The sequence below is a fragment of the Vibrio intestinalis genome, from assembly GCF_025195085.2.
Lineage (GTDB): Bacteria > Pseudomonadota > Gammaproteobacteria > Enterobacterales > Vibrionaceae > Vibrio > Vibrio intestinalis.
The window spans coordinates 76,506-95,975 of sequence record NZ_JANAVY020000010.1 but is presented as its reverse complement, the minus strand read 5'-3'; the positions used below and the strand labels follow the sequence as shown (position 1 = coordinate 95,975).

Genomic DNA, 19,470 nt, shown 5'->3' with positions numbered 1-19,470 from the left:
TTGATGTCTGGCTTACTGTGTCTGACTTACTGTATCGAGTGAAGCTAAAGACATCTCCGGCGTGAGCCCGCATCGCTGAGTTATTTGTCTAATGACATTTAACATTATTTTAACTATTGGCGGAGTCGGAGTAATTTACAAATAATTGCTGAAATTTTGTTCTGTGTGCAGTGGGAAGGAGTGGATACAAAAAGCCCCCGCCAAAAGGCGAGGGCTTGTTTAGATTTGGTTGGCAGTGATTACTTGATGCCAGCGAAATCGCGTAGGATGTCAGCTTTATCAGTCGCTTCCCAAGGGAACTCTTCACGACCAAAGTGACCGTATGCCGCAGTCTTCTTGTAGATAGGCTGAAGTAGGTTCAGCATTTCTTGTAGACCGTATGGGCGTAGGTCGAAGTTTTGACGTACAGCTTCGATGATTACTTCGTGAGGTACTTTCTCAGTACCGAACGTTTCAACCATGATTGATGTTGGATCTGCAACACCGATAGCGTAAGAAAGTTGAATCTCACAACGATCAGCCATACCAGCTGCTACGATGTTTTTCGCAACGTAACGTGCTGCGTATGCTGCTGAGCGGTCTACTTTCGATGGATCTTTACCAGAGAATGCACCACCACCGTGACGAGCTGCGCCGCCGTAGGTATCTACGATGATCTTACGACCAGTTAGACCACAGTCACCCATTGGACCACCGATTACGAAACGGCCAGTTGGGTTGATGAAGAAGTTAGTCTCTTTGCTGATCCACTCTGATGGTAGAACTGGCTTGATGATCTCTTCCATTACTGCTTCACGTAGGTCAGGAGTAGAGATTGAATCACAGTGCTGAGTTGAAAGAACAACAGCATCGATACCAACGATCTTACCTTGGTCGTATTGGAACGTTACCTGAGATTTTGCATCTGGACGTAGCCAAGGTAGTGTGCCGTTCTTACGTACTTCTGCTTGCTTTTGAACAAGAAGGTGAGAGTAAGTAATTGGAGCTGGCATTAGGATGTCAGTTTCGTTAGTCGCGTAACCAAACATGATGCCTTGGTCGCCTGCGCCTTGCTCTTTAGGATCGGCTTTATCAACACCTTGGTTGATGTCTGGAGACTGCTTACCGATGGTGTTTAGTACTGCACAAGAGTTCGCATCAAAGCCCATGTCTGAGTGTACGTAACCAATTTCACGTACTGTCTCACGAGTTAGCTCTTCAATATCAACCCATGCTGAAGTAGTGATTTCACCACCAACCATCACCATGCCGGTTTTTACGTAAGTTTCACAAGCAACACGTGCTTTTGGGTCTTGTTCTAGGATCGCATCAAGAACAGCATCAGAGATTTGGTCTGCGATTTTATCTGGATGGCCTTCTGAAACAGACTCAGAAGTGAACAGGTGCTTAGCCATGTGAGCTCCACTTTAAAATTAAGTTATGACGAAAAGGTACGTGACCATTTCGTCTCAATACCGTTAATGTTTGTAGGTGTATCTACATCTAGACGTCTATTTTAAATTTGATGGCTCGAATTACAAGCTATTTTTTCTTCTCACTGATTACCAAACGTTTGCGTGTTTTGCGGAGTAATTTTATTAACTTGAAAGAAAATGGCGATAAAAACGGAATATTTGTGGTTAATTTGTCTGGAAAACGTTTGCAGTGAAATAGGTGCTTTGAGAGAATACCGCCTCAAATTTCCTACAATCATTTCGCTTTATTGCACTTAGGAGCAGACATGTCTTCTCGTAAACACCTTGCCAATGCAATCCGCGCTCTAAGCATGGATGGCGTACAACAAGCTAACTCTGGTCACCCTGGCGCACCTATGGGTATGGCTGATATCGCTGAAGTTCTTTGGCGTTCACACCTAAACCATAACCCAGCAAACCCAGAGTGGGCAGACCGCGACCGTTTCGTTCTGTCTAACGGCCACGGCTCTATGTTGATTTACTCGCTACTGCACCTAAGCGGTTACGAGCTATCTATTGATGATCTGAAAAACTTCCGTCAACTTCATTCTAAAACTCCAGGCCACCCTGAGTACGGTTATGCACCAGGCGTTGAGACAACAACAGGTCCTCTAGGTCAAGGTATCACTAACGCAGTAGGTATGGCGTTAGCAGAAAAAGCACTAGCGGCTCAGTTCAATAAAGAAGGCCACGACATCGTTGACCACTTCACTTATGTATTCATGGGTGATGGCTGTCTGATGGAAGGTATCTCGCACGAAGCATGTTCGCTAGCGGGTACGCTTGGTCTAGGTAAGCTGATTGCATTCTGGGATGACAACGGCATCTCTATCGATGGTCACGTTGAAGGTTGGTTCTCTGACGATACACCTAAGCGTTTTGAAGCATACGGCTGGCACGTAATCCCTGCAGTTGATGGCCATGATTCTGATGCAATCAATGCAGCAATTGAAGCGGCGAAAGCGGATCCTCGTCCAACGCTAATCTGTACTAAAACCATCATCGGTTTTGGTTCGCCAAACAAATCTGGTTCACACGATTGTCACGGCGCTCCACTAGGTGCTGAAGAAATTGCAGCTGCACGTGAGTTCCTAGGTTGGGAACACCCTGCATTTGAAATTCCTGCTGACGTTTACTCTGAGTGGGATGCAAAAGCAGCTGGCGCTGATAAAGAAGCGGCTTGGAATGCTAAATTTGACGCTTACGCAGCGGCTTACCCTGCGGAAGCAGCTGAGCTTAAGCGTCGTCTAAATGGTGACCTGCCAGCTGAGTGGGAAGAGAAAGCAACGCAAATCATTGCAGATCTTCAAGCTAACCCAGCCGACATCGCATCACGTAAAGCATCGCAAAACGCACTAGAAGCGTTTGGTGCAATGCTACCTGAGTTCATGGGCGGCTCTGCTGACCTTGCACCTTCTAACCTGACTATGTGGTCTGGTTCAAAGTCTCTAGAAGCTAGCGACTTTGCGGGCAACTACATCCACTACGGTGTACGTGAATTCGGCATGACAGCTATCATGAACGGTATCGCACTACACGGTGGTTTCGTTCCTTACGGCGCAACATTCCTAATGTTCATGGAATACGCTCGTAACGCAATGCGTATGGCTGCTCTGATGAAAGTTCAGAACATCCAAGTTTACACGCACGATTCTATCGGTCTTGGCGAAGATGGCCCTACTCACCAACCGGTTGAGCAGATCGCCTCTCTACGTATGACGCCAAACATGAGCACATGGCGTCCATGTGACCAAGTTGAGTCAGCAGTGGCTTGGAAACTGGCTATCGAACGTAAAGATGCACCAACCGCACTTATTTTCTCTCGTCAAAACCTAGCGCAACAAGCGCGTGATGCAGAGCAAGTAGCGAACATCGCAAAAGGTGGTTACATCCTGAAAGATTGCGCTGGCAAGCCAGAGCTAATCCTAATCGCGACAGGTTCTGAAGTTGAGCTAGCAGTAGAAGCCGCAGCAGAGCTAACAGCACAAGGTAAAGCAGTACGCGTAGTTTCGATGCCATCAACAGATGCATTCGACAAGCAAGACGCAGCTTACCGCGAAGCAGTACTTCCATCAGATGTAACAGCACGTATCGCTATTGAAGCGGGCATTGCAGACTTCTGGTACAAGTATGTAGGCTTCGATGGTCGCATCATCGGTATGACGACATTCGGTGAATCTGCACCAGCAGGCGAACTATTCAAAATGTTCGGTTTCACGAAAGAAAACGTATTAAACACGGCGCAAGAGCTACTGGCTTAATCGTTTAGTGTAGAAAAGTAAAAACCGAGCTTAGGCTCGGTTTTTTTATGTTTGTACTCTGCGTTACTCGAATTCATTACCCTTGTTATCAAGCTCTTTCGTGCCACAAACCTTACAGGTTACGTAGCGATCCATATCGTAGTAATGGCCGCCATTGATAAAGATATGAGCGAGTAATTGGATTCTGCCTAATAGAGAAGTATCCGTATCGTAGCTACTTGGCTTTCTTACCAATATCTCTTTATGAGGAGTTTCCATATTGCACTTAGTACAAAAGTGAGTGGCTGGATATGATCGCATAACCTGTTCCTTTGGTTGAAAAACTAGGTGTTCAGATAGCCGCAGGAATGACTCACTGAGATTAGCTTAGCATTAACTCATTATTCACCTGTATGTTTTATAAAATGCTTTTGCGGTCGATCTCACTCTATTGATGCGTTTTGCATAACAATCGGGTAATATTTGTGCCACGAAAATTTTCTAAGGCGATGGAATCATGCTGAAAGTTGCGATCAACGGTTTTGGACGAATCGGTCGTAATGTCTTAAGAGCCATTTACGAAAGCGGCAAGCACCAACAGATAAAGGTGGTTGCGGTTAATGAGCTGGCTCAACCTGAAGCAATGGCGCATCTACTCCAGTACGATACTAGCCATGGTCGCTTTGCAAAAAAAATCTCCCACGATCAAGAACACCTTTATGTTCACCATGACGTTTGCCAGCCTGATAGTGGTGATAGAGATTCAATTCGCATTCTTCATTTGACTGAAATCGAGTTATTACCTTGGCGTGATTTAGAAGTCGACATCGTATTAGATTGTACCGGTGTGTATGGTTGCAGAGCTGATGGCCTTGCCCATATAGAAGCGGGTGCGAAGAAAGTATTATTCTCTCACCCTGGTGCCAATGATCTCGACAACACCATTATCTATGGCGTTAACCACGAGACGCTCAAAGCAGAGCACCGTATCGTCTCTAATGGTTCATGCACGACAAACTGTATTGTGCCAATCATTAAAGTATTGGATGAGGCGTTTGGTATTGATTCCGGTACCATTACGACGATTCATTCTTCAATGAATGACCAGCAAGTGATTGATGCCTATCACACTGACTTGCGACGTACGCGTGCGGCGAGCCAATCCATCATCCCCGTTGATACCAAATTGCATAAAGGTATTGAAAGAATATTCCCGAAATTTTCTAACAAGTTTGAAGCCATTTCAGTGCGCGTACCAACAGTAAACGTTACTGCGATGGATTTAAGTGTCACAATTAGTACAAATGTGAAAGTTAATGACGTAAATCAAACCATTGTTAACGCATCTCAGTGTACATTACGTAATATTGTTGACTATACTGAAGCGCCGCTTGTTTCGGTGGACTTCAATCACGATCCACACAGCGCCATTGTTGATGGAACGCAGACACGCGTAAGCAATGGTCACTTGGTGAAAATGCTGGTGTGGTGTGATAACGAATGGGGCTTTGCCAACCGCATGCTAGACACAGCGCTAGCGATGCAAACCGCAAATTAAATACGCCCAAAAGGAATATGGAAATAAAATTATTTTTTCCCTTGAAATAAGTTTGAAGGGTCTCCATATCCCCAAACAGTTTGAAGAATTAACAGGCTTGGCAGGGTTGCCGAGTTTTCAAAAACTTTATCTATTTATTATTTGAGAGGACAAATCATGTCTGTAATCAAGATGACTGACCTGGATCTAGCAGGTAAACGTGTATTCATCCGTGCTGACCTAAACGTACCAGTAAAAGAAGGCAAAGTGACTTCTGATGCACGTATCCTAGCTTCACTACCAACTATTAAGCACTGTCTAGAAGCAGGCGCTAAAGTAATGGTTACTTCTCACCTAGGTCGTCCTACTGAAGGTGAATACGCTGAAGAGTTCTCTCTACTACCTGTAGTTAACTACCTAAACGACGCACTAGACTGCGAAGTTAAACTAGCGAAAGACTACCTAAACGGCCTAGAGCTAAACGCTGGTGAACTAACTGTTCTTGAAAACGTTCGCTTCAACAAAGGCGAGAAGAAGAACGAAGAAGAGCTATCTAAAGCTTACGCAGCACTATGTGACGTATTCGTAATGGACGCGTTCGGTACTGCTCACCGTGCACAAGCTTCTACTCACGGCGTTGGTATGCACGCTCCTGTAGCATGTGCTGGTCCTCTACTAGCTAACGAACTTGAAGCTCTAGGCAAAGCAATGGACAAGCCAGCTCGTCCAATGGTTGCTATCGTAGGTGGTTCAAAAGTTTCTACTAAGCTAACTGTTCTTGAGTCTCTATCTAAAATCGCTGACCAACTAGTTGTTGGTGGTGGTATCGCGAACACATTCATCGCTGCTGCTGGCCACAACGTTGGTAAATCTCTATACGAAGCTGACTTAGTAGGTACTGCTAAGAAGCTAATGGACGAGTGTGCGATTCCAGTTGCAACTGACGTAGCATGTGCAAAAGCATTCGACGAGAACGCTGAAGCTGAAATCAAAAACGTTGCTGACGTTCAAGATGACGACATGATCTTCGACCTAGGTCCAGATTCAACTGCTGAGCTAGCTGAAATCCTGAAAAACGCTAAGACTATCCTATGGAACGGTCCAGTAGGCGTATTCGAATTCAAGAACTTCGAAGCGGGTACTAAAGGTATCTCTGAAGCAATCGCAGCTTCTGAAGGCTTCTCTGTAGCTGGCGGTGGTGACACTCTAGCAGCAATCGACCAGTTCGGTATCAAAGCGGACGTTTCTTACATCTCAACAGGCGGCGGCGCTTTCCTTGAGTTTGTAGAAGGTAAAGTTCTTCCAGCAGTAGAAATGCTAGAAGCTCGCGCAAAATAATTAAATGAAGGTGGGAGTATTCTCCCGCTTTCTTGTTTGCTGCATGTCACATTATTCTCTGATAGAATAGCGCGCATTGTGAGCAAACGTTTGCAAGAATTTAAACTTAATCGTTTTTTTAATAAAACGACCATTTTTTGGAAATGACAGCTAATAGGATTACATCCCATGTCTAAGATCTTCGATTTCGTAAAACCAGGTGTTATCGCTGGTGATGACGTTCAGAAAGTTTTTGAAGTAGCGAAAGAAAACAAATTTGCTCTTCCTGCAGTAAACTGTGTTGGTACTGACTCAGTAAACGCAGTACTAGAAGCAGCGGCTAAAGTTAAAGCTCCAGTTATCGTTCAGTTCTCTAACGGTGGCGCAGGCTTCTTCGCTGGTAAAGGTGTTAAACTTGAAGGTCAAGGTGCTCAAATCCTTGGTGCTGTAGCTGGTGCAAAATACGTACACGCTGTAGCTGAAGCTTACGGTATCCCTGTAATTCTTCACACTGACCACGCTGCTAAGAAACTTCTTCCATGGATCGACGGTCTTCTAGACGCGGGTGAAGAGTTCTTCGCTCAAACTGGTAAGCCTCTATTCTCTTCTCATATGATTGACCTTTCTGAAGAGTCTCTAGAAGAGAACATCGAAATTTCTGCTAAGTACCTAGAGCGCATGGCTAAAATGAACATGACTCTAGAAATCGAACTAGGTTGTACTGGTGGTGAAGAAGACGGCGTAGATAACTCTCACATGGACGCATCTGAGCTTTACACTTCTCCAGAAGACGTTGCTTACGCATACGAGAAACTAAACGCTGTTTCACACCGCTTCACTATCGCAGCATCTTTCGGTAACGTACACGGTGTTTACAAGCCAGGTAACGTTGTTCTAACTCCAACTATCCTACGTGATTCTCAAGCATACTGTGCAGAGAAGTTCGGTATTGCACCTAACGCTCTAAACTTCGTATTCCACGGTGGTTCTGGTTCTACTGAAGCAGAAATCCAAGAGTCTATCGGCTACGGTGTTATCAAAATGAACATCGATACTGATACACAGTGGGCTACTTGGGATGGTATCCGTGCGTACGAAGCTGAAAACCGCGATTACCTACAAGGCCAAATCGGTAACCCAACTGGCGAAGATGCGCCAAACAAGAAGTACTACGATCCACGCGTATGGCTACGTGCGGCTCAAACTTCAATGGTTACTCGTCTTGAGCAAGCGTTCAAAGACCTTAACGCTATCGACGTACTATAATTCTGATTCAGAATTAATCGTTTTGAAAACCCGCTCATTGAGCGGGTTTTTTTTGCTCTTTTTTTGAGTAGTTATAAGACATAAGCAATTTTTGCTAAAAAAATGTGGCGAAATGTAAAGTGCATGCGTAATCTTTAACAGGTCGATATCTTGAGCCCCCTAAATCACTGTTTTTGATTATCTTTGCACAAAGTTGACTTTGCATAATCTATAAATTGGGATATCGTCGCGCAAAATTGACGCCCTCACTAAGAAAGTCAATATGGAATTTGTCGTTATAAAAGCAGCGCGGCTTGTTAAGTCGTTTATTTTAAGAGGAAATTTTTATGTCAGGTGAATCAGTGGAGATTCAAACTCCATTAGTAGATGGCTTAGCCCATGCTGAAAACTGGTTGGCAAACAACTCAGACTTACTTGTTCAATACGGTGTAAACATCATTTCAGCCGTTCTAATTCTGTTTATCGGTAACATCATCACTAAGATGGTGGCAAACAGCGTCTCGAAAGTATTAGAGAAGAAGAAACTAGATAAAGCTGTTGTTGAGTTTGTACATGGCCTAGTGCGCTACATGCTATTTGTTATCGTGCTGATTGCTGCTCTAAGCCGCATTGGTGTTCAAACCGCGTCTGTGGTTGCTGTAATTGGTGCCGCGGGTTTAGCTGTTGGTCTTGCGTTACAAGGCTCTCTATCTAACTTTGCTGCTGGTGTGTTGATTGTGGCGTTCCGTCCTTTCAAATCCGGCGATTACGTGGAAGTTGGCGGTGTTGCAGGTAGTGTTGAAGCGATTCAAATCTTCCAAACCGTTCTAAAAACGCCAGACAACAAAATGGTTGTTGTGCCAAACTCTGGTGTTATTGGTGGCCCAATCACGAACTACTCACGCCATGAAACACGTCGTGTCGATCTGACTATCGGCGTTTCTTACGGTGCAGATTTAAAACTGACTAAGAACGTAATTCGTGCCGCGCTAGAGAAAGATGAGCGTATTCTTAAGAACCCTGATATCCAAATTGGTGTACTGGCGCTAGCTGACTCTTCTGTGAATTTTGTGGTTCGTCCATGGTGTAAAACAGCCGATTACTGGGATGTTTACTTTGATTCAACGCAAGCGATTAAAGAAGCGCTGGATGAAGCGGGTATTGAAATTCCATTCCCACAAATGGATGTTCACCTAAACAAGGTGGAAGGCTAATTACTGTTTAAAGTGATTAAGCGAGATTGAATGAAGCGAGGCATTAGCCTCGCTTTTTTTATAGCTCATGGATTGGATTCGGTAGGCTGCCTAGCACTGTTTTTAAATCAGCGCCTTTGATTGAGAAGGTGATGTCTGGCCTTGCTGGGGTATAGAGAATTTCATCTTCTTGATGAAGGCGGCTGTCGACCACAATGGGAACATCTTGCGGCAGAGTAAAAGGACATACCGCCCCTGCTACGCAACCTGTTATTTCGGACATCTGCTGATCATCGCAAATTGATGGCCTTTTACCCAATAATGCTTTTAGTGCTTTGCCATCTAAACGGGTGTCTTTCTCGGTTAGAAACAGCGCGTGACCGCCTCCTTTGAGCTTCAAAAATAGACTCTTAGTATGGGTTGCTGTCCAACCGAGTCTTTTGGCCACAATGACATCGGTTTCAAAATCTAATATCGGTTCGTGTTGCCATTGGTTGTATTCGACATTTAGTTGGCTGAGTAACGCGATGTTTGCTTGATATAAATGCTCTAGTTTGTCCATGTCTGTTACCAATATTGATGAATGAGCTCTTTACTTAGTAAACCTGCAATGGTGAACATCATCAGCGCGACAGCAATATCAATGCCTTGTTTTACCTTAGGCTTTGATAGAGTCGGGCCAAGTTTTGCAGCGCCAATAGAGAGCGAGTAGAACCAAACGAAAGAGGCCATGATGGTGCCAATCGCAAAAGATAAACGCTCTTGTCCTTCAAATTGGCCTCCAATTGAGCCCAGTATAACCACAGTGTCTAAATACAAATGTGGGTTAAGTACCGTAACCGATAATGCGCCTAAAATGACGGTGCGCTTACCACGCGCGGTAACTTCTCGTTGCGACTCTTTTTGATGATGATATTGAAACGCACTTTTGAGTGATAGCGCGCCATAAACAGAAAGAAACGCGATACCACCTAGTGTGACTGAAGTCAGTAACCATTCACTTTGAGATAGCAAAGCACCGCCGCCAAAGATGCCAAGCGAGATAAATAGGGTGTCTAATAGGCTACAAATGGTCGCGGTTGTCAGATGATGATTGCGCTTAATACCCTGATTAAGTACATACGCATTTTGCGCACCAATAGGAATGATCATGGTTGCGCCTAAGCCAAACCCTTGTAATAACACCCAAAAGCTCACTGTATTCTCTCCAAAGTGATGGAATTTTTAAGATGGGCGACAAGATAACGTTTGGTGTTAAATAAGTATATTTAATGATTTTAATCGAGTATAAGTGATGCTAATGATAGAGAGAAAGAAAAGGAATTGTGGTGCGAGGCTTAGATTACAAATGGATAGAAGCGTTAGATTGCATTGTTCAACAGGGCAGTTTTGAGCGCGCTGCGGATGAGCTCTGTATCTCTCAATCGGCGGTATCACAACGGCTTAAACAGCTAGAAAAATTCCTTGCTCAACCCGCTTTGGTAAGAGAACACCCGCCTAGGCCGACGCCAGTGGGTAAAAAGTTACTCGGCCTTTATCGCAGGGTGCGCATTTTGGAAAGTGAACTGGTACCAGAGTTGACCAATGAAGCCAGCAGCAAACCATTGAGGGTTTCACTGGCGACTAACGCAGATAGTTTAGCGACTTGGTTATTGCCTAGCTTAACTCAATTGATGCGAGAGGCTCGGGTCGAAATTAACTTAACCGTTGATGATGAAGTAAGAACGCTAGAAAGGCTAAGAAGAGGTGAGGTGGCAGGCGCAATTAGTTTAGAAGAACAACCCATTGCAGGTTGTGAGGCTGACTACTTAGGCCGAGTGGATTACTTGTGTGTTGCCAGCCCTGATTTTTGTCAGCGCTATTTTCCGCAAGGTGTTAATCGAGATTCCCTACAGCGCGCACCCGCGGTGGCATTTGATCAACATGATGATATGCATGAGCGATTTGTTCATCAGCACTTCAATTTAGCCAAAGGCAGTATTATCAAGCATACGGTGCGCAGCTCTGAAGCGTTCGTCAAACTGGCACTAAGCGGCGTGGCTTATTGTTTGATCCCTCGGCTGCAAATAGAGCAAGAATTAGAGCTAGGGACTCTAGTCAACATTACGCCTGATTTCTTCTTATCTCACCGAATCTACTGGCACCACTGGCAGTTAGAAAGTGGTTTACTCAAATCAATTTCGCAAGCAATTATCGAGCACGCGAGAGCGATTCTACCGAGCTAACTTGGTTAAAATTGTGTCATTTCTGAGGTGGAGAATTGGTGCGCTGGGTAGATTCACTTATGATGTAAAGGTCAACTTCATTCATAAGGTTTACAGTATGAAAAAGGTATCTGCACTATTACTGGCTCTTTCTGCTGGTATGAGTTTTGGCGCAGTCGCCAACTCTATGGACTTTCCTCATCTTTCCACGAGTGGTTACGGTGAAGTCATCGCAACGCCTGATATGGCCGAATTTTCTGTGAAAGTGGTAGAGAGCACCATGACGGCAGAGCAAGCTAAACAAGGCGTTGATAAAGTGGTGAGTGATTTTCTTGCATTATTGAAAGAGAATGGTATTGAGGCTGAGAATATCTCAAGTACCAATCTTTATATTGCCCCACAATATCATTATCCAAAAAAGGGCAAACCTGAGTTGGTAGGCTATCGAGCGACACGCACAGTCACGGTGAAAGTGGTTGAGCTAGATAAACTTAACCATACTTTAGATGTGGCTTTAAGCTCGGGCATCAATCAGGTCGACAACATTACTTTGAAAGTAAAAGACGAAGCTAAATATCATGAGCAAGCACGTTTAGCCGCGATAAAAGATGCCGAGAAAAAGGCGCAATCTTTGGCGAAAGGATTTGGTAAAGATTTAGTTGGCGTGTGGCAAATCAATTACAATTCGCACCAAACTCAGCCAGTATTGATGCGTGCGATGAGTATGGATATGAAGGCTGAATCTAACGGGTATCAAGATTCTACCTTAGTTATTCGAGACCGAGTTGACGTCATTTACCGAATGGAAGATTAGTTTTCTTTATTTGGCCGCTTTTGCGGCCAAATTTACGATAAATGTCGTCAATTTACTAAATTTAGATTTAAATCAAACGGATAATTTTCCAACGTTTGAGTATATAATACCCACCACGCAAATCCCTACTGCGGCATTATGCAACGTAAATACACTTTTTTTTCTTTAGTCGGCACAACGCTGACGCTGTTTTTTTTAGTCTCGCTGTACTACGTCCAAGAGTACTACGAGATGAAGTCCGCGATCGTGCGACAAACTGCCAAAGATGCCATCCATCAGCTGATCTACAGTGAGCGTGAATACGAAAGTTTACGTGACCAATTTGTCTCAGTCACTGAGCTTCTTTCACATAGCCGCAGCTTGTTTGATTATGCCAATCAACCGAGTGCATCCAATAAAGCCATCGTCGAAGAAGTTTGGGGGTCAGTGGTAAAAAATCAGCGTTGGTACAGTCAGCTACGATTTTTAGACAATAACGGCGTGGAGAAGATTCGCCTTGACCATTCTCACTTAGATTCGATATCAACGATAGCCACCACCTTACAAGATAAATCTCAGCGAGATTACTTTAGCTATGCCCGGACTCTAAAAAATGAGCAAATAGGTTCATGGGGCATCGATCTTGAAATGGAAAATGGCCAGTATGTTCAGCCCTATACACCCGCACTAAGAATCATGACTCCGGTGAGTTCGGAAGGAGAGAGGCTTGGTTATCTGATGCTGAATGTGGATGTTTGGTATTTAGCATCGCGTCTTAACTACTCACCTGATAATGATTTTCGGCCTTCATTAATCAATCACAATGGATTCTATTTAGCCAATAAAAATCCTAATTTCCTTTTTGGTCATATTCTGTCAGAGCGTAAGGAATATAACCTCGCCAATTATTATCCTGCCGCTTGGCAAGCCATGACGACCAGCGAGCAAGATACTGGTTATGTGGTCGAGAAGGGCGGTATTGTCGCTTATAAGAAACTGGGTTTGATGCCCAATACAACACTTTACTTAACCGTTGTTCTTGACCAGCATAGATTGTTTGAGCGTTCGACTGAGCAATTACGATCTCTAAAACAAGAAGCAACGCTAGTGTTCATTTTGGTATTGGCTTTCGCTGTTCCTGCGACATGGGCACTACTGTATTACCGTAATCGCAGTATTGAGAGCCAACTAGCGCGTGCGGCTTTGAGCGGTATGTCAGCAGTACTGATTTCAGATCGCTACCACCGCGCAATGATGATTAATGATGAGTTCACTCAACTGACCGGTTTTAGCGAAGATCAGCTTAGGATGAAAAACGTCATCAAACTTTTGATGGGTGATGATCATTTTGAAACCATGCTAGAGATCTTTGAAACGGTCAGCCATGATGAGCTGTGGGAAGGTGAAGTGACCTTATCCACCACCAGAAAAGATCATGGGCAAGTGATTGCTCTGATGAGAACTCAGAGAGTTTTATCCAAAGTTGGCCGAGTCAGTTATTACATTACCTCGTTAGTTGATATCAGCGAGCGTAAAGAGCTCGAAAATAGACTACGTATCTTGAGTGAAAAAGATGAGCTGACCCAGTTATGGAATCGCCGTAAATTTGAGATTGAACTGAGAAAAACGGCGCGAATTTTGGAACGCTACCCTGAAGCTCAGCCATCTTGTTTAGCGCTGCTAGATATTGATTACTTTAAACGGGTAAACGATGACCTTGGCCACGATGAAGGCGACAGAGTTATCAGCCAAATCAGTGCGATTATGATGGACACGTTGCGTGATACGGACTTTATCGCTCGTATTGGTGGTGAAGAGTTTGCTGTGATCATGCCGCAAACGTCAGTGGCTGAAGCGGAAATTGCGCTTAATCGCTTACGCATCATCGTCGAAATGTCAGAGCAAGTACCAGTCACCATCAGTATTGGTTTAACCGACTTAACGGGTGACAATACTCGATGTTATAAGTGTGCCGATATCGCTTTGTATGAGTCCAAAGCTCATGGCCGAAACCGAGTCTCTATCTGCCACAGCAGTGATGATATAGCATAAAAAAATCGAGCCTAGGCTCGATTTTTTATTGGTTCTGCATTCGCTTAAGCGGCGGTTTCTTCGATAACGCGTTGAATCTGTTCCATTGAACGATTTAGATGGCTATCAAATTTATCAGCCGCTTGTTCACTGTCTTTGGCTAACACAAGCTTCATGATTGCTTCGTATTCATCAATATCAAATGCGCTTACGTCCAAGCCATTGATGATTGCGTAGTAGCGGTAACGCTTAATTTGGTTAATCAAGTCGCTAAAGAAGCTGAACATGTGCTTAGAGTTTGCCCCTTCTAGTAGTGATACGTGGAACTGCTGTTGACGCTCTTCCCACTCGGTCCAATCATATTCACCATCGATCACTTTCATGCGTGATAGTTTATGGAAAGAAGTCAGCACATCTAACTCCCAGCTTTCATCACCTGAATTGATGGCCTTTTTCAGTAGTACATTCGCGACTACACGTAGGCTCTCATAAAGATCAGATAATTCTTCGATACAAACCGGCGCTACCCAGCACCCTTTCTGTGGCTCTAGAGAAACGTACTTGCTCCAAGACAGTTGGACAAGAGCTTCACGAATAGGGGACGCACCGACGTTGTATTTATCCTTAAGTTCTGCGACTACCAGTTTTTGACCCGGCAGAAGTTCACCAGTCAGAATGTCCTTGCGAATCATTAATGCGACTTTATCTGTCAAAGTTGGGCTAGACACTGCTGCTTCCTCATTTTGTGGTTTGAATTGGTCAAAACCATTCAAACTTTAACGGTACGTAATACTATGTGGTGGATAATACAGCGTACTGAATAGTGAGGCAAGAGTGGATATATAAAAAAAGAGGGCCGAAGCCCTCTTTTTTATATATTCGATTTATAACATCGAATCTTATAGAACGTGTACAGATGCAGTGTTAGTAGTACCTGAAGCAACTAGAGCGCCAGAAACCATAACTACGATGTCACCTTTCTTACCAAAGTTAGCGTTTAGAGCGTACTCTTTACCCATTTGGTAGAATGAATCAGTGCTGTCGATTGATTCAACAAGAACAGGGCGAACACCTTTAGTTAGAACTAGTTGTGCAGCCGTTTTCTTGTTAGTTGTTAGAGCAATGATGTTTGCAGTTGGGAAGTACTTACGTACTGAACGTGCAGATTTACCACCGTCTGTAGCAACGATGATTAGTGGAGCAGCTAGCTTCTCAGCTGTGTCTACTGCACCTTTACATACTGCTTCAGTGATGCGTAGGCGTGGGCTGTCTAGGCGAGAACCTAGTTCAGCTTTAAGAGCGCCGTCTGTACGGTTAGCGATTTGAGCCATGATAGTTACAGCTTCAACTGGGTATTTACCTTTCGCAGTTTCACCAGAAAGCATTACAGCATCAGTACCGTCCATGATTGCGTTCGCAACGTCACCCGCTTCTGCACGAGTTGGACGAGGGTTGTTGATCATAGAATCAAGCATTTGAGTTGCTGTGATAACCATCTTACGTGCACGGTTACACTTCTCGATCATCATCTTCTGAGCGAAGATTACTTCTTCAGCTGGGATTTCAACACCTAGGTCACCACGAGCAACCATGATGCCGTCAGAAAGCTCTAGGATCTCGTCGAAGTTATCAACACCTTCTTGGTTTTCGATCTTAGAGATGATGTGAATGTCGCTACCGCCGTTTGCGTCTAGGATTTCACGGATTTCTTTAACGTCAGATGCTTTACGGATGAAAGAAGCAGCAACGAAGTCAACGCCTTGCTCACAACCAAACTTAAGGTCGTTCTTATCTTTTTCAGATAGAGCTGGAAGTTGAACAGAAACGCCAGGAAGGTTAACACCTTTGTTTTCGCCTAGTGCACCGTTGTTAAGAACTTTACACTTAACTTCAGTTTCAGTTGTAGAGATAACTTCCATCTCGATTAGACCATCGTCTACTAGGATAGTGTTACCAGCTGCTAGGTCTTGAGCGAAACCAGCGTAAGTTACCGCTACAGTTTCTTTGTTACCAACTACTGAAGTGTCAGTAGTGAAAGTGAATTCTTGACCAGCTACTAGATCAACGTCGTCGCCGTTTTCTAGTTTAATAGTGCGGATTTCTGGACCTTTAGTATCAAGAAGGATTGCAAGTTGCTTGCCTACTTTGTCCATTACTTGACGGAAGTTCGCGATACGAGTGCCGTGCTCTTCGTAGTCACCGTGAGAGAAGTTAAGACGCATTACGTTCATGCCTGCGTTTACTAGTTCAGTTAGCTTCTCTACAGATTCAGTTTTAGGGCCAATCGTACATACGATTTTGGTCTTTTTCATGGAAGATACTCTCCGGTAAATATAGTTACAATTTGAAACTCGGTTTATTTTCAGAAACCTTGGCTGATGTTTAGCCATGATTTCTGTTTCTGAAGCGTTTACTGATGATTATGCATTTTGTGCCTGCAATCTATCAGTGTAGTCATGCCTTTCGGTCTGCTCCAGTTCTGAAAGTCTGTTGCCAAATTTAGTCATTTTATGACCATTTTGACGCCCTTTACGTCGGTGTTTATGTGACAAATGCCACTTTAGACGCCAAAGGTTGCAAAAAAATAACGGTCTTTTCTGTAATTTATTTTCTTTTCGGCTGCGAATTCTACCACTGAATGAGTTCAATATCACTGCTTAAGAATTGTCTTAGGACAAGGTTTTATCGCTAAATATTAATTTTTTGGATCGAAATAAATGGACTTAAAAGTTTCGACTTGACTATAATAAGTTTCACATCGAAACTTAAAGCTGAAATTTAAATGTCGAAACGAAACACTCAACTACGAAGACACGCAATATCTAACCTTGTTAACCAACAAGGTGAAGTCAGTGTCGAAGAACTCTCGCAACAGTTTGAGACTTCAGAAGTAACGATTAGAAAGGATCTCGCTTCATTAGAGAAAAATGGTCAATTATTACGCCGATATGGCGGAGCAATTGCACTTCCTTCTGAAGTTACCAGTGAAGAAATTAACGGAGAAGTTTCGATTCGTAAGGTTGAGCTGGCAGAAGCTGCGGCAAAATTAATTAGAGACCACAACCGCATTGTGGTTGATAGCGGCAGCACGACAGCAGCGCTGATCCAGCAACTTAATACAAAGCGTGGTTTAGTGGTCATGACCAACTCATTGAACGTAGCCAATGCGCTTAATGAACTAGAAAACGAACCGCATTTATTAATGACGGGTGGTACATGGGATGCGCATTCAGAGTCATTCCAAGGCCAAGTCGCTGAAACGGTATTGCGCTCTTACGACTTTGATCAATTGTTTATTGGCGCTGATGGTGTCGATTTAGATCGCGGCACGACAACATTCAATGAATTAGTTGGATTGAGCAAAGTGATGGCTGAAGTATCCCGTGAGGTGATCGTTATGGTCGAATCAGAAAAAGTCGCTCGCAAAATACCTAATTTAGAGCTGAGCTGGGAAGCCATCGACATTTTAGTTACGAACAAAGATTTATCACCAGAATACCGTCAACAAATAGAATCGAACGGTATCAAGGTGGTGTTAGCTTAAAACCTTCCTTTAATGGGCCTTTGCTTGCTGCCCACTGGAATTACAATTTGGAGAGAATTATGTGTGGAATCGTTGGTGCCGTAGCACAGCGTGACGTGGCTGAAATTTTGGTAGAAGGGCTGCGTCGCCTTGAGTATCGAGGTTACGATTCGGCGGGGGTTGCCGTAGTAGATAGTCAGTCGAATCTGACTCGAATCCGTCGTCTTGGTAAAGTTCAAGAGTTAGCAGATGCGGTTGATAGCGCTCAAGTTGAAGGTGGTACTGGTATTGCTCATACGCGTTGGGCAACCCACGGTGAACCATCGGAGGCGAATGCCCATCCACACATCTCCGGTGACATTACGGTTGTACACAACGGTATTATCGAAAACCATAAAGAACTGCGTGAAACGCTGCGCGAACGTGGTTATGTCTTTGAATCAGAGACCGACACCGAAGTGATCGCTCACTTAGTGGCTTGGGAACTGCGCACATCCGCTTCACTTCTAGAAGCACTGCAGAAAACGGCCAAGCAACTAGAAGGCGCTTACGGTACGGTAGTGATGGATCGAAATGACCCTTCTCGCGTTGTAGTTGCTCGCTCTGGCAGTCCTATTGTGATTGGCTTTGGTGTGGGTGAAAACTTCCTAGCATCAGACCAATTGGCGCTATTAAATGTGACTCGTCGCTTCATGTACCTAGAAGAAGGTGATGTGGCGGAAATTACTCGCCGCGATGTGACGGTTTATGACGTAACGGGTGAGCGTGTAGAGCGTGAGATTGCTGAATCAAACGCAGAACATGATGCTGGCGACAAAGGCAACTACCGTCACTTTATGCAAAAAGAAATTTATGAGCAGCCAACCGCGTTAATTAACACGATGGAAGGTCGACTTACTGCAGATTCAGTAGTGACTGAAGCGATTGGTGTTAACGCCGCAGAAATTCTTAGCAAAGTTGAACACGTACAGATTGTAGCGTGTGGTACGTCTTACAACGCCGGTATGACCGCGCGTTATTGGTTCGAAGATATTGCTGGTGTTAGCTGCGATGTCGAAATCGCGTCGGAATTCCGTTACCGCAAGTTTGTAACTCGCCCTAATAGCTTGTTGATTACTCTTTCTCAATCGGGTGAAACCGCCGATACGTTAGCCGCTCTTCGCTTAGCAAAAGAGAAAGGTTACATGGCAGCGATGACCATCTGTAATGTGGCGGGATCTTCGCTCGTTCGTGAATCTGATTTCGCCTTTATGACTCGTGCAGGGGTAGAAATTGGCGTGGCTTCAACCAAAGCGTTCACTACACAGCTTTCTGCATTGCTGATGCTGGTGACTGCTCTAGGTAAACAGCAAAACCGCATTAGCCAAGACAAAGAAAAGCAAATTGTCGAAGCGCTGCATGCATTGCCAAACCAGATCAACCAAGCACTGTCATTTGAAAAAGAGATTGAAGCATTAGCAGAAGATTTTGCGGATAAGCACCATACGTTATTCCTAGGCCGTGGTGAGTTCTATCCAATTGCGATGGAAGCGTCTCTTAAGTTAAAAGAAATTTCTTACATCCACGCGGAAGCGTATGCGGCAGGTGAGCTTAAACATGGGCCATTAGCCTTAATTGATGCTGATATGCCAGTAGTGGTGGTAGCGCCAAGTAATGACTTGCTAGAGAAGCTGAAATCAAACATTGAAGAAGTACGCGCTCGTGGCGGCCTACTGTATGTATTTGCCGATGCAGATGCAGACTTTGAAGCGGATGAGACGATGAAAATCATTACTATGCCACATGTGAGTGAAGTGACTGCGCCTATCTACTACACAGTGCCAATGCAGCTCCTCTCTTATTACGTAGCCCTTATCAAAGGGACTGACGTAGACCAACCGCGTAACTTAGCCAAAGCGGTGACAGTTGAGTAAGTCGCTCTAAGTAAGAACAA

The 19,470-nt window shown here is 44.3% G+C and carries 16 protein-coding genes; 10 read left to right on the top strand and 6 right to left on the bottom strand.

The annotated features are described in order from the left end of the window. Positions 1 to 239: 239 nt before the first annotated feature. The gene (metK, locus tag MU515_RS13700) at positions 240 to 1,394 is read right to left on the bottom strand and encodes a methionine adenosyltransferase (protein ID WP_260260985.1); all 1,155 of its coding nucleotides are present in this window, start codon (positions 1,392 to 1,394) and stop codon (positions 240 to 242) included. A 326-nt stretch (positions 1,395 to 1,720) separates the two neighbouring features. On the opposite strand from metK, the gene tkt reads away from it, so the two are divergent. Beyond that, a complete protein-coding gene (tkt, locus tag MU515_RS13695; RefSeq protein ID WP_260260984.1) occupies positions 1,721 to 3,715 on the top strand; it encodes a transketolase in 1,995 nt (664 codons plus the stop codon). Positions 3,716 to 3,778: 63 nt separating this feature from the next. On the opposite strand, the gene MU515_RS13690 is transcribed toward tkt, so the two are convergent. Next, positions 3,779 to 4,015, bottom strand: a complete 237-nt coding sequence (locus MU515_RS13690; RefSeq protein ID WP_260260983.1) for a hypothetical protein — start codon at positions 4,013 to 4,015, stop codon at positions 3,779 to 3,781. Between the two features lie 196 nt (positions 4,016 to 4,211). On the opposite strand from MU515_RS13690, the gene epd reads away from it, so the two are divergent. The 4 genes from epd (at position 4,212) to mscS (ending at position 9,007) form a co-directional block, all read left to right on the top strand. Beyond that, positions 4,212 to 5,252 (top strand): erythrose-4-phosphate dehydrogenase, encoded by a 1,041-nt coding sequence (epd, locus tag MU515_RS13685; RefSeq protein WP_260260982.1) that lies wholly within the window; start codon positions 4,212 to 4,214, stop codon positions 5,250 to 5,252. A gap of 156 nt (positions 5,253 to 5,408) precedes the next feature. Continuing rightward, a complete protein-coding gene (locus tag MU515_RS13680; RefSeq protein ID WP_260260981.1) occupies positions 5,409 to 6,569 on the top strand; it encodes a phosphoglycerate kinase in 1,161 nt (386 codons plus the stop codon). A gap of 168 nt (positions 6,570 to 6,737) precedes the next feature. After that, positions 6,738 to 7,814: a class II fructose-bisphosphate aldolase gene (gene fbaA, locus MU515_RS13675; protein WP_260260980.1), complete on the top strand. Its 1,077-nt coding sequence runs from the start codon at positions 6,738 to 6,740 to the stop codon at positions 7,812 to 7,814. Positions 7,815 to 8,140: 326 nt separating this feature from the next. Further along, positions 8,141 to 9,007, top strand: a complete 867-nt coding sequence (mscS, locus tag MU515_RS13670; protein ID WP_260260979.1) for a small-conductance mechanosensitive channel MscS — start codon at positions 8,141 to 8,143, stop codon at positions 9,005 to 9,007. Between the two features lie 58 nt (positions 9,008 to 9,065). Here mscS and MU515_RS13665 read toward each other — a convergent pair whose 3' ends face one another. Together MU515_RS13665 and MU515_RS13660 are read right to left on the bottom strand one after the other, a co-directional pair. After that, positions 9,066 to 9,548, bottom strand: coding sequence for a YbaK/EbsC family protein (locus MU515_RS13665; protein ID WP_260260978.1), 483 nt, complete (start codon positions 9,546 to 9,548; stop codon positions 9,066 to 9,068). A 5-nt stretch (positions 9,549 to 9,553) separates the two neighbouring features. Then, positions 9,554 to 10,183, bottom strand: coding sequence for a LysE/ArgO family amino acid transporter (locus MU515_RS13660; RefSeq protein ID WP_260260977.1), 630 nt, complete (start codon positions 10,181 to 10,183; stop codon positions 9,554 to 9,556). A 131-nt stretch (positions 10,184 to 10,314) separates the two neighbouring features. Here MU515_RS13660 and MU515_RS13655 point away from each other — a divergent pair, with 131 nt between their 5' ends. From MU515_RS13655 to MU515_RS13645, 3 genes are all read left to right on the top strand, one after another. Next, on the top strand, positions 10,315 to 11,211 hold the full coding sequence (locus MU515_RS13655) for a LysR family transcriptional regulator ArgP (RefSeq protein ID WP_260260976.1): 897 nt from the start codon (positions 10,315 to 10,317) through the stop codon (positions 11,209 to 11,211). Positions 11,212 to 11,308: 97 nt separating this feature from the next. Then, positions 11,309 to 12,004 carry an oxidative stress defense protein gene (locus tag MU515_RS13650; RefSeq protein ID WP_260260975.1) on the top strand — a complete coding sequence of 232 codons (696 nt, stop codon included), beginning with the start codon at positions 11,309 to 11,311 and terminating at the stop codon, positions 12,002 to 12,004. A gap of 138 nt (positions 12,005 to 12,142) precedes the next feature. After that, positions 12,143 to 14,035, top strand: a complete 1,893-nt coding sequence (locus tag MU515_RS13645) for a sensor domain-containing diguanylate cyclase (protein WP_260260974.1) — start codon at positions 12,143 to 12,145, stop codon at positions 14,033 to 14,035. 44 nt (positions 14,036 to 14,079) lie between these two features. Here MU515_RS13645 and MU515_RS13640 read toward each other — a convergent pair whose 3' ends face one another. Continuing rightward, a complete protein-coding gene (locus tag MU515_RS13640; protein ID WP_260260973.1) occupies positions 14,080 to 14,742 on the bottom strand; it encodes a GntR family transcriptional regulator in 663 nt (220 codons plus the stop codon). A gap of 171 nt (positions 14,743 to 14,913) precedes the next feature. Next, positions 14,914 to 16,326, bottom strand: coding sequence for a pyruvate kinase PykF (gene pykF / locus MU515_RS13635; RefSeq protein WP_260260972.1), 1,413 nt, complete (start codon positions 16,324 to 16,326; stop codon positions 14,914 to 14,916). A 470-nt stretch (positions 16,327 to 16,796) separates the two neighbouring features. On the opposite strand from pykF, the gene MU515_RS13630 reads away from it, so the two are divergent. Both MU515_RS13630 and glmS read left to right on the top strand, forming a co-directional pair. Then, positions 16,797 to 17,558: a DeoR/GlpR family DNA-binding transcription regulator gene (locus tag MU515_RS13630; RefSeq protein WP_260260971.1), complete on the top strand. Its 762-nt coding sequence runs from the start codon at positions 16,797 to 16,799 to the stop codon at positions 17,556 to 17,558. Positions 17,559 to 17,617: 59 nt separating this feature from the next. Then, a complete protein-coding gene (gene glmS, locus MU515_RS13625) occupies positions 17,618 to 19,450 on the top strand; it encodes a glutamine--fructose-6-phosphate transaminase (isomerizing) (protein ID WP_260260970.1) in 1,833 nt (610 codons plus the stop codon). The last annotated feature ends 20 nt before the right edge of the window (positions 19,451 to 19,470 follow it).

What these genes read in the sequence shown, in the direction of transcription:
- metK (WP_260260985.1), bottom strand. Translation starts at nt 1,394, where the DNA reads ATGGCTAAGCACCTGTTCACTTCTGAGTCTGTTTCAGAAGGCCATCCA.
- tkt (WP_260260984.1), top strand. Translation starts at nt 1,721, where the DNA reads ATGTCTTCTCGTAAACACCTTGCCAATGCAATCCGCGCTCTAAGCATG.
- MU515_RS13690 (WP_260260983.1), bottom strand. Translation starts at nt 4,015, where the DNA reads ATGCGATCATATCCAGCCACTCACTTTTGTACTAAGTGCAATATGGAA.
- epd (WP_260260982.1), top strand. Translation starts at nt 4,212, where the DNA reads ATGCTGAAAGTTGCGATCAACGGTTTTGGACGAATCGGTCGTAATGTC.
- MU515_RS13680 (WP_260260981.1), top strand. Translation starts at nt 5,409, where the DNA reads ATGTCTGTAATCAAGATGACTGACCTGGATCTAGCAGGTAAACGTGTA.
- fbaA (WP_260260980.1), top strand. Translation starts at nt 6,738, where the DNA reads ATGTCTAAGATCTTCGATTTCGTAAAACCAGGTGTTATCGCTGGTGAT.
- mscS (WP_260260979.1), top strand. Translation starts at nt 8,141, where the DNA reads ATGTCAGGTGAATCAGTGGAGATTCAAACTCCATTAGTAGATGGCTTA.
- MU515_RS13665 (WP_260260978.1), bottom strand. Translation starts at nt 9,548, where the DNA reads ATGGACAAACTAGAGCATTTATATCAAGCAAACATCGCGTTACTCAGC.
- MU515_RS13650 (WP_260260975.1), top strand. Translation starts at nt 11,309, where the DNA reads ATGAAAAAGGTATCTGCACTATTACTGGCTCTTTCTGCTGGTATGAGT.
- MU515_RS13645 (WP_260260974.1), top strand. Translation starts at nt 12,143, where the DNA reads ATGCAACGTAAATACACTTTTTTTTCTTTAGTCGGCACAACGCTGACG.
- pykF (WP_260260972.1), bottom strand. Translation starts at nt 16,326, where the DNA reads ATGAAAAAGACCAAAATCGTATGTACGATTGGCCCTAAAACTGAATCT.
- MU515_RS13630 (WP_260260971.1), top strand. Translation starts at nt 16,797, where the DNA reads ATGTCGAAACGAAACACTCAACTACGAAGACACGCAATATCTAACCTT.
- glmS (WP_260260970.1), top strand. Translation starts at nt 17,618, where the DNA reads ATGTGTGGAATCGTTGGTGCCGTAGCACAGCGTGACGTGGCTGAAATT.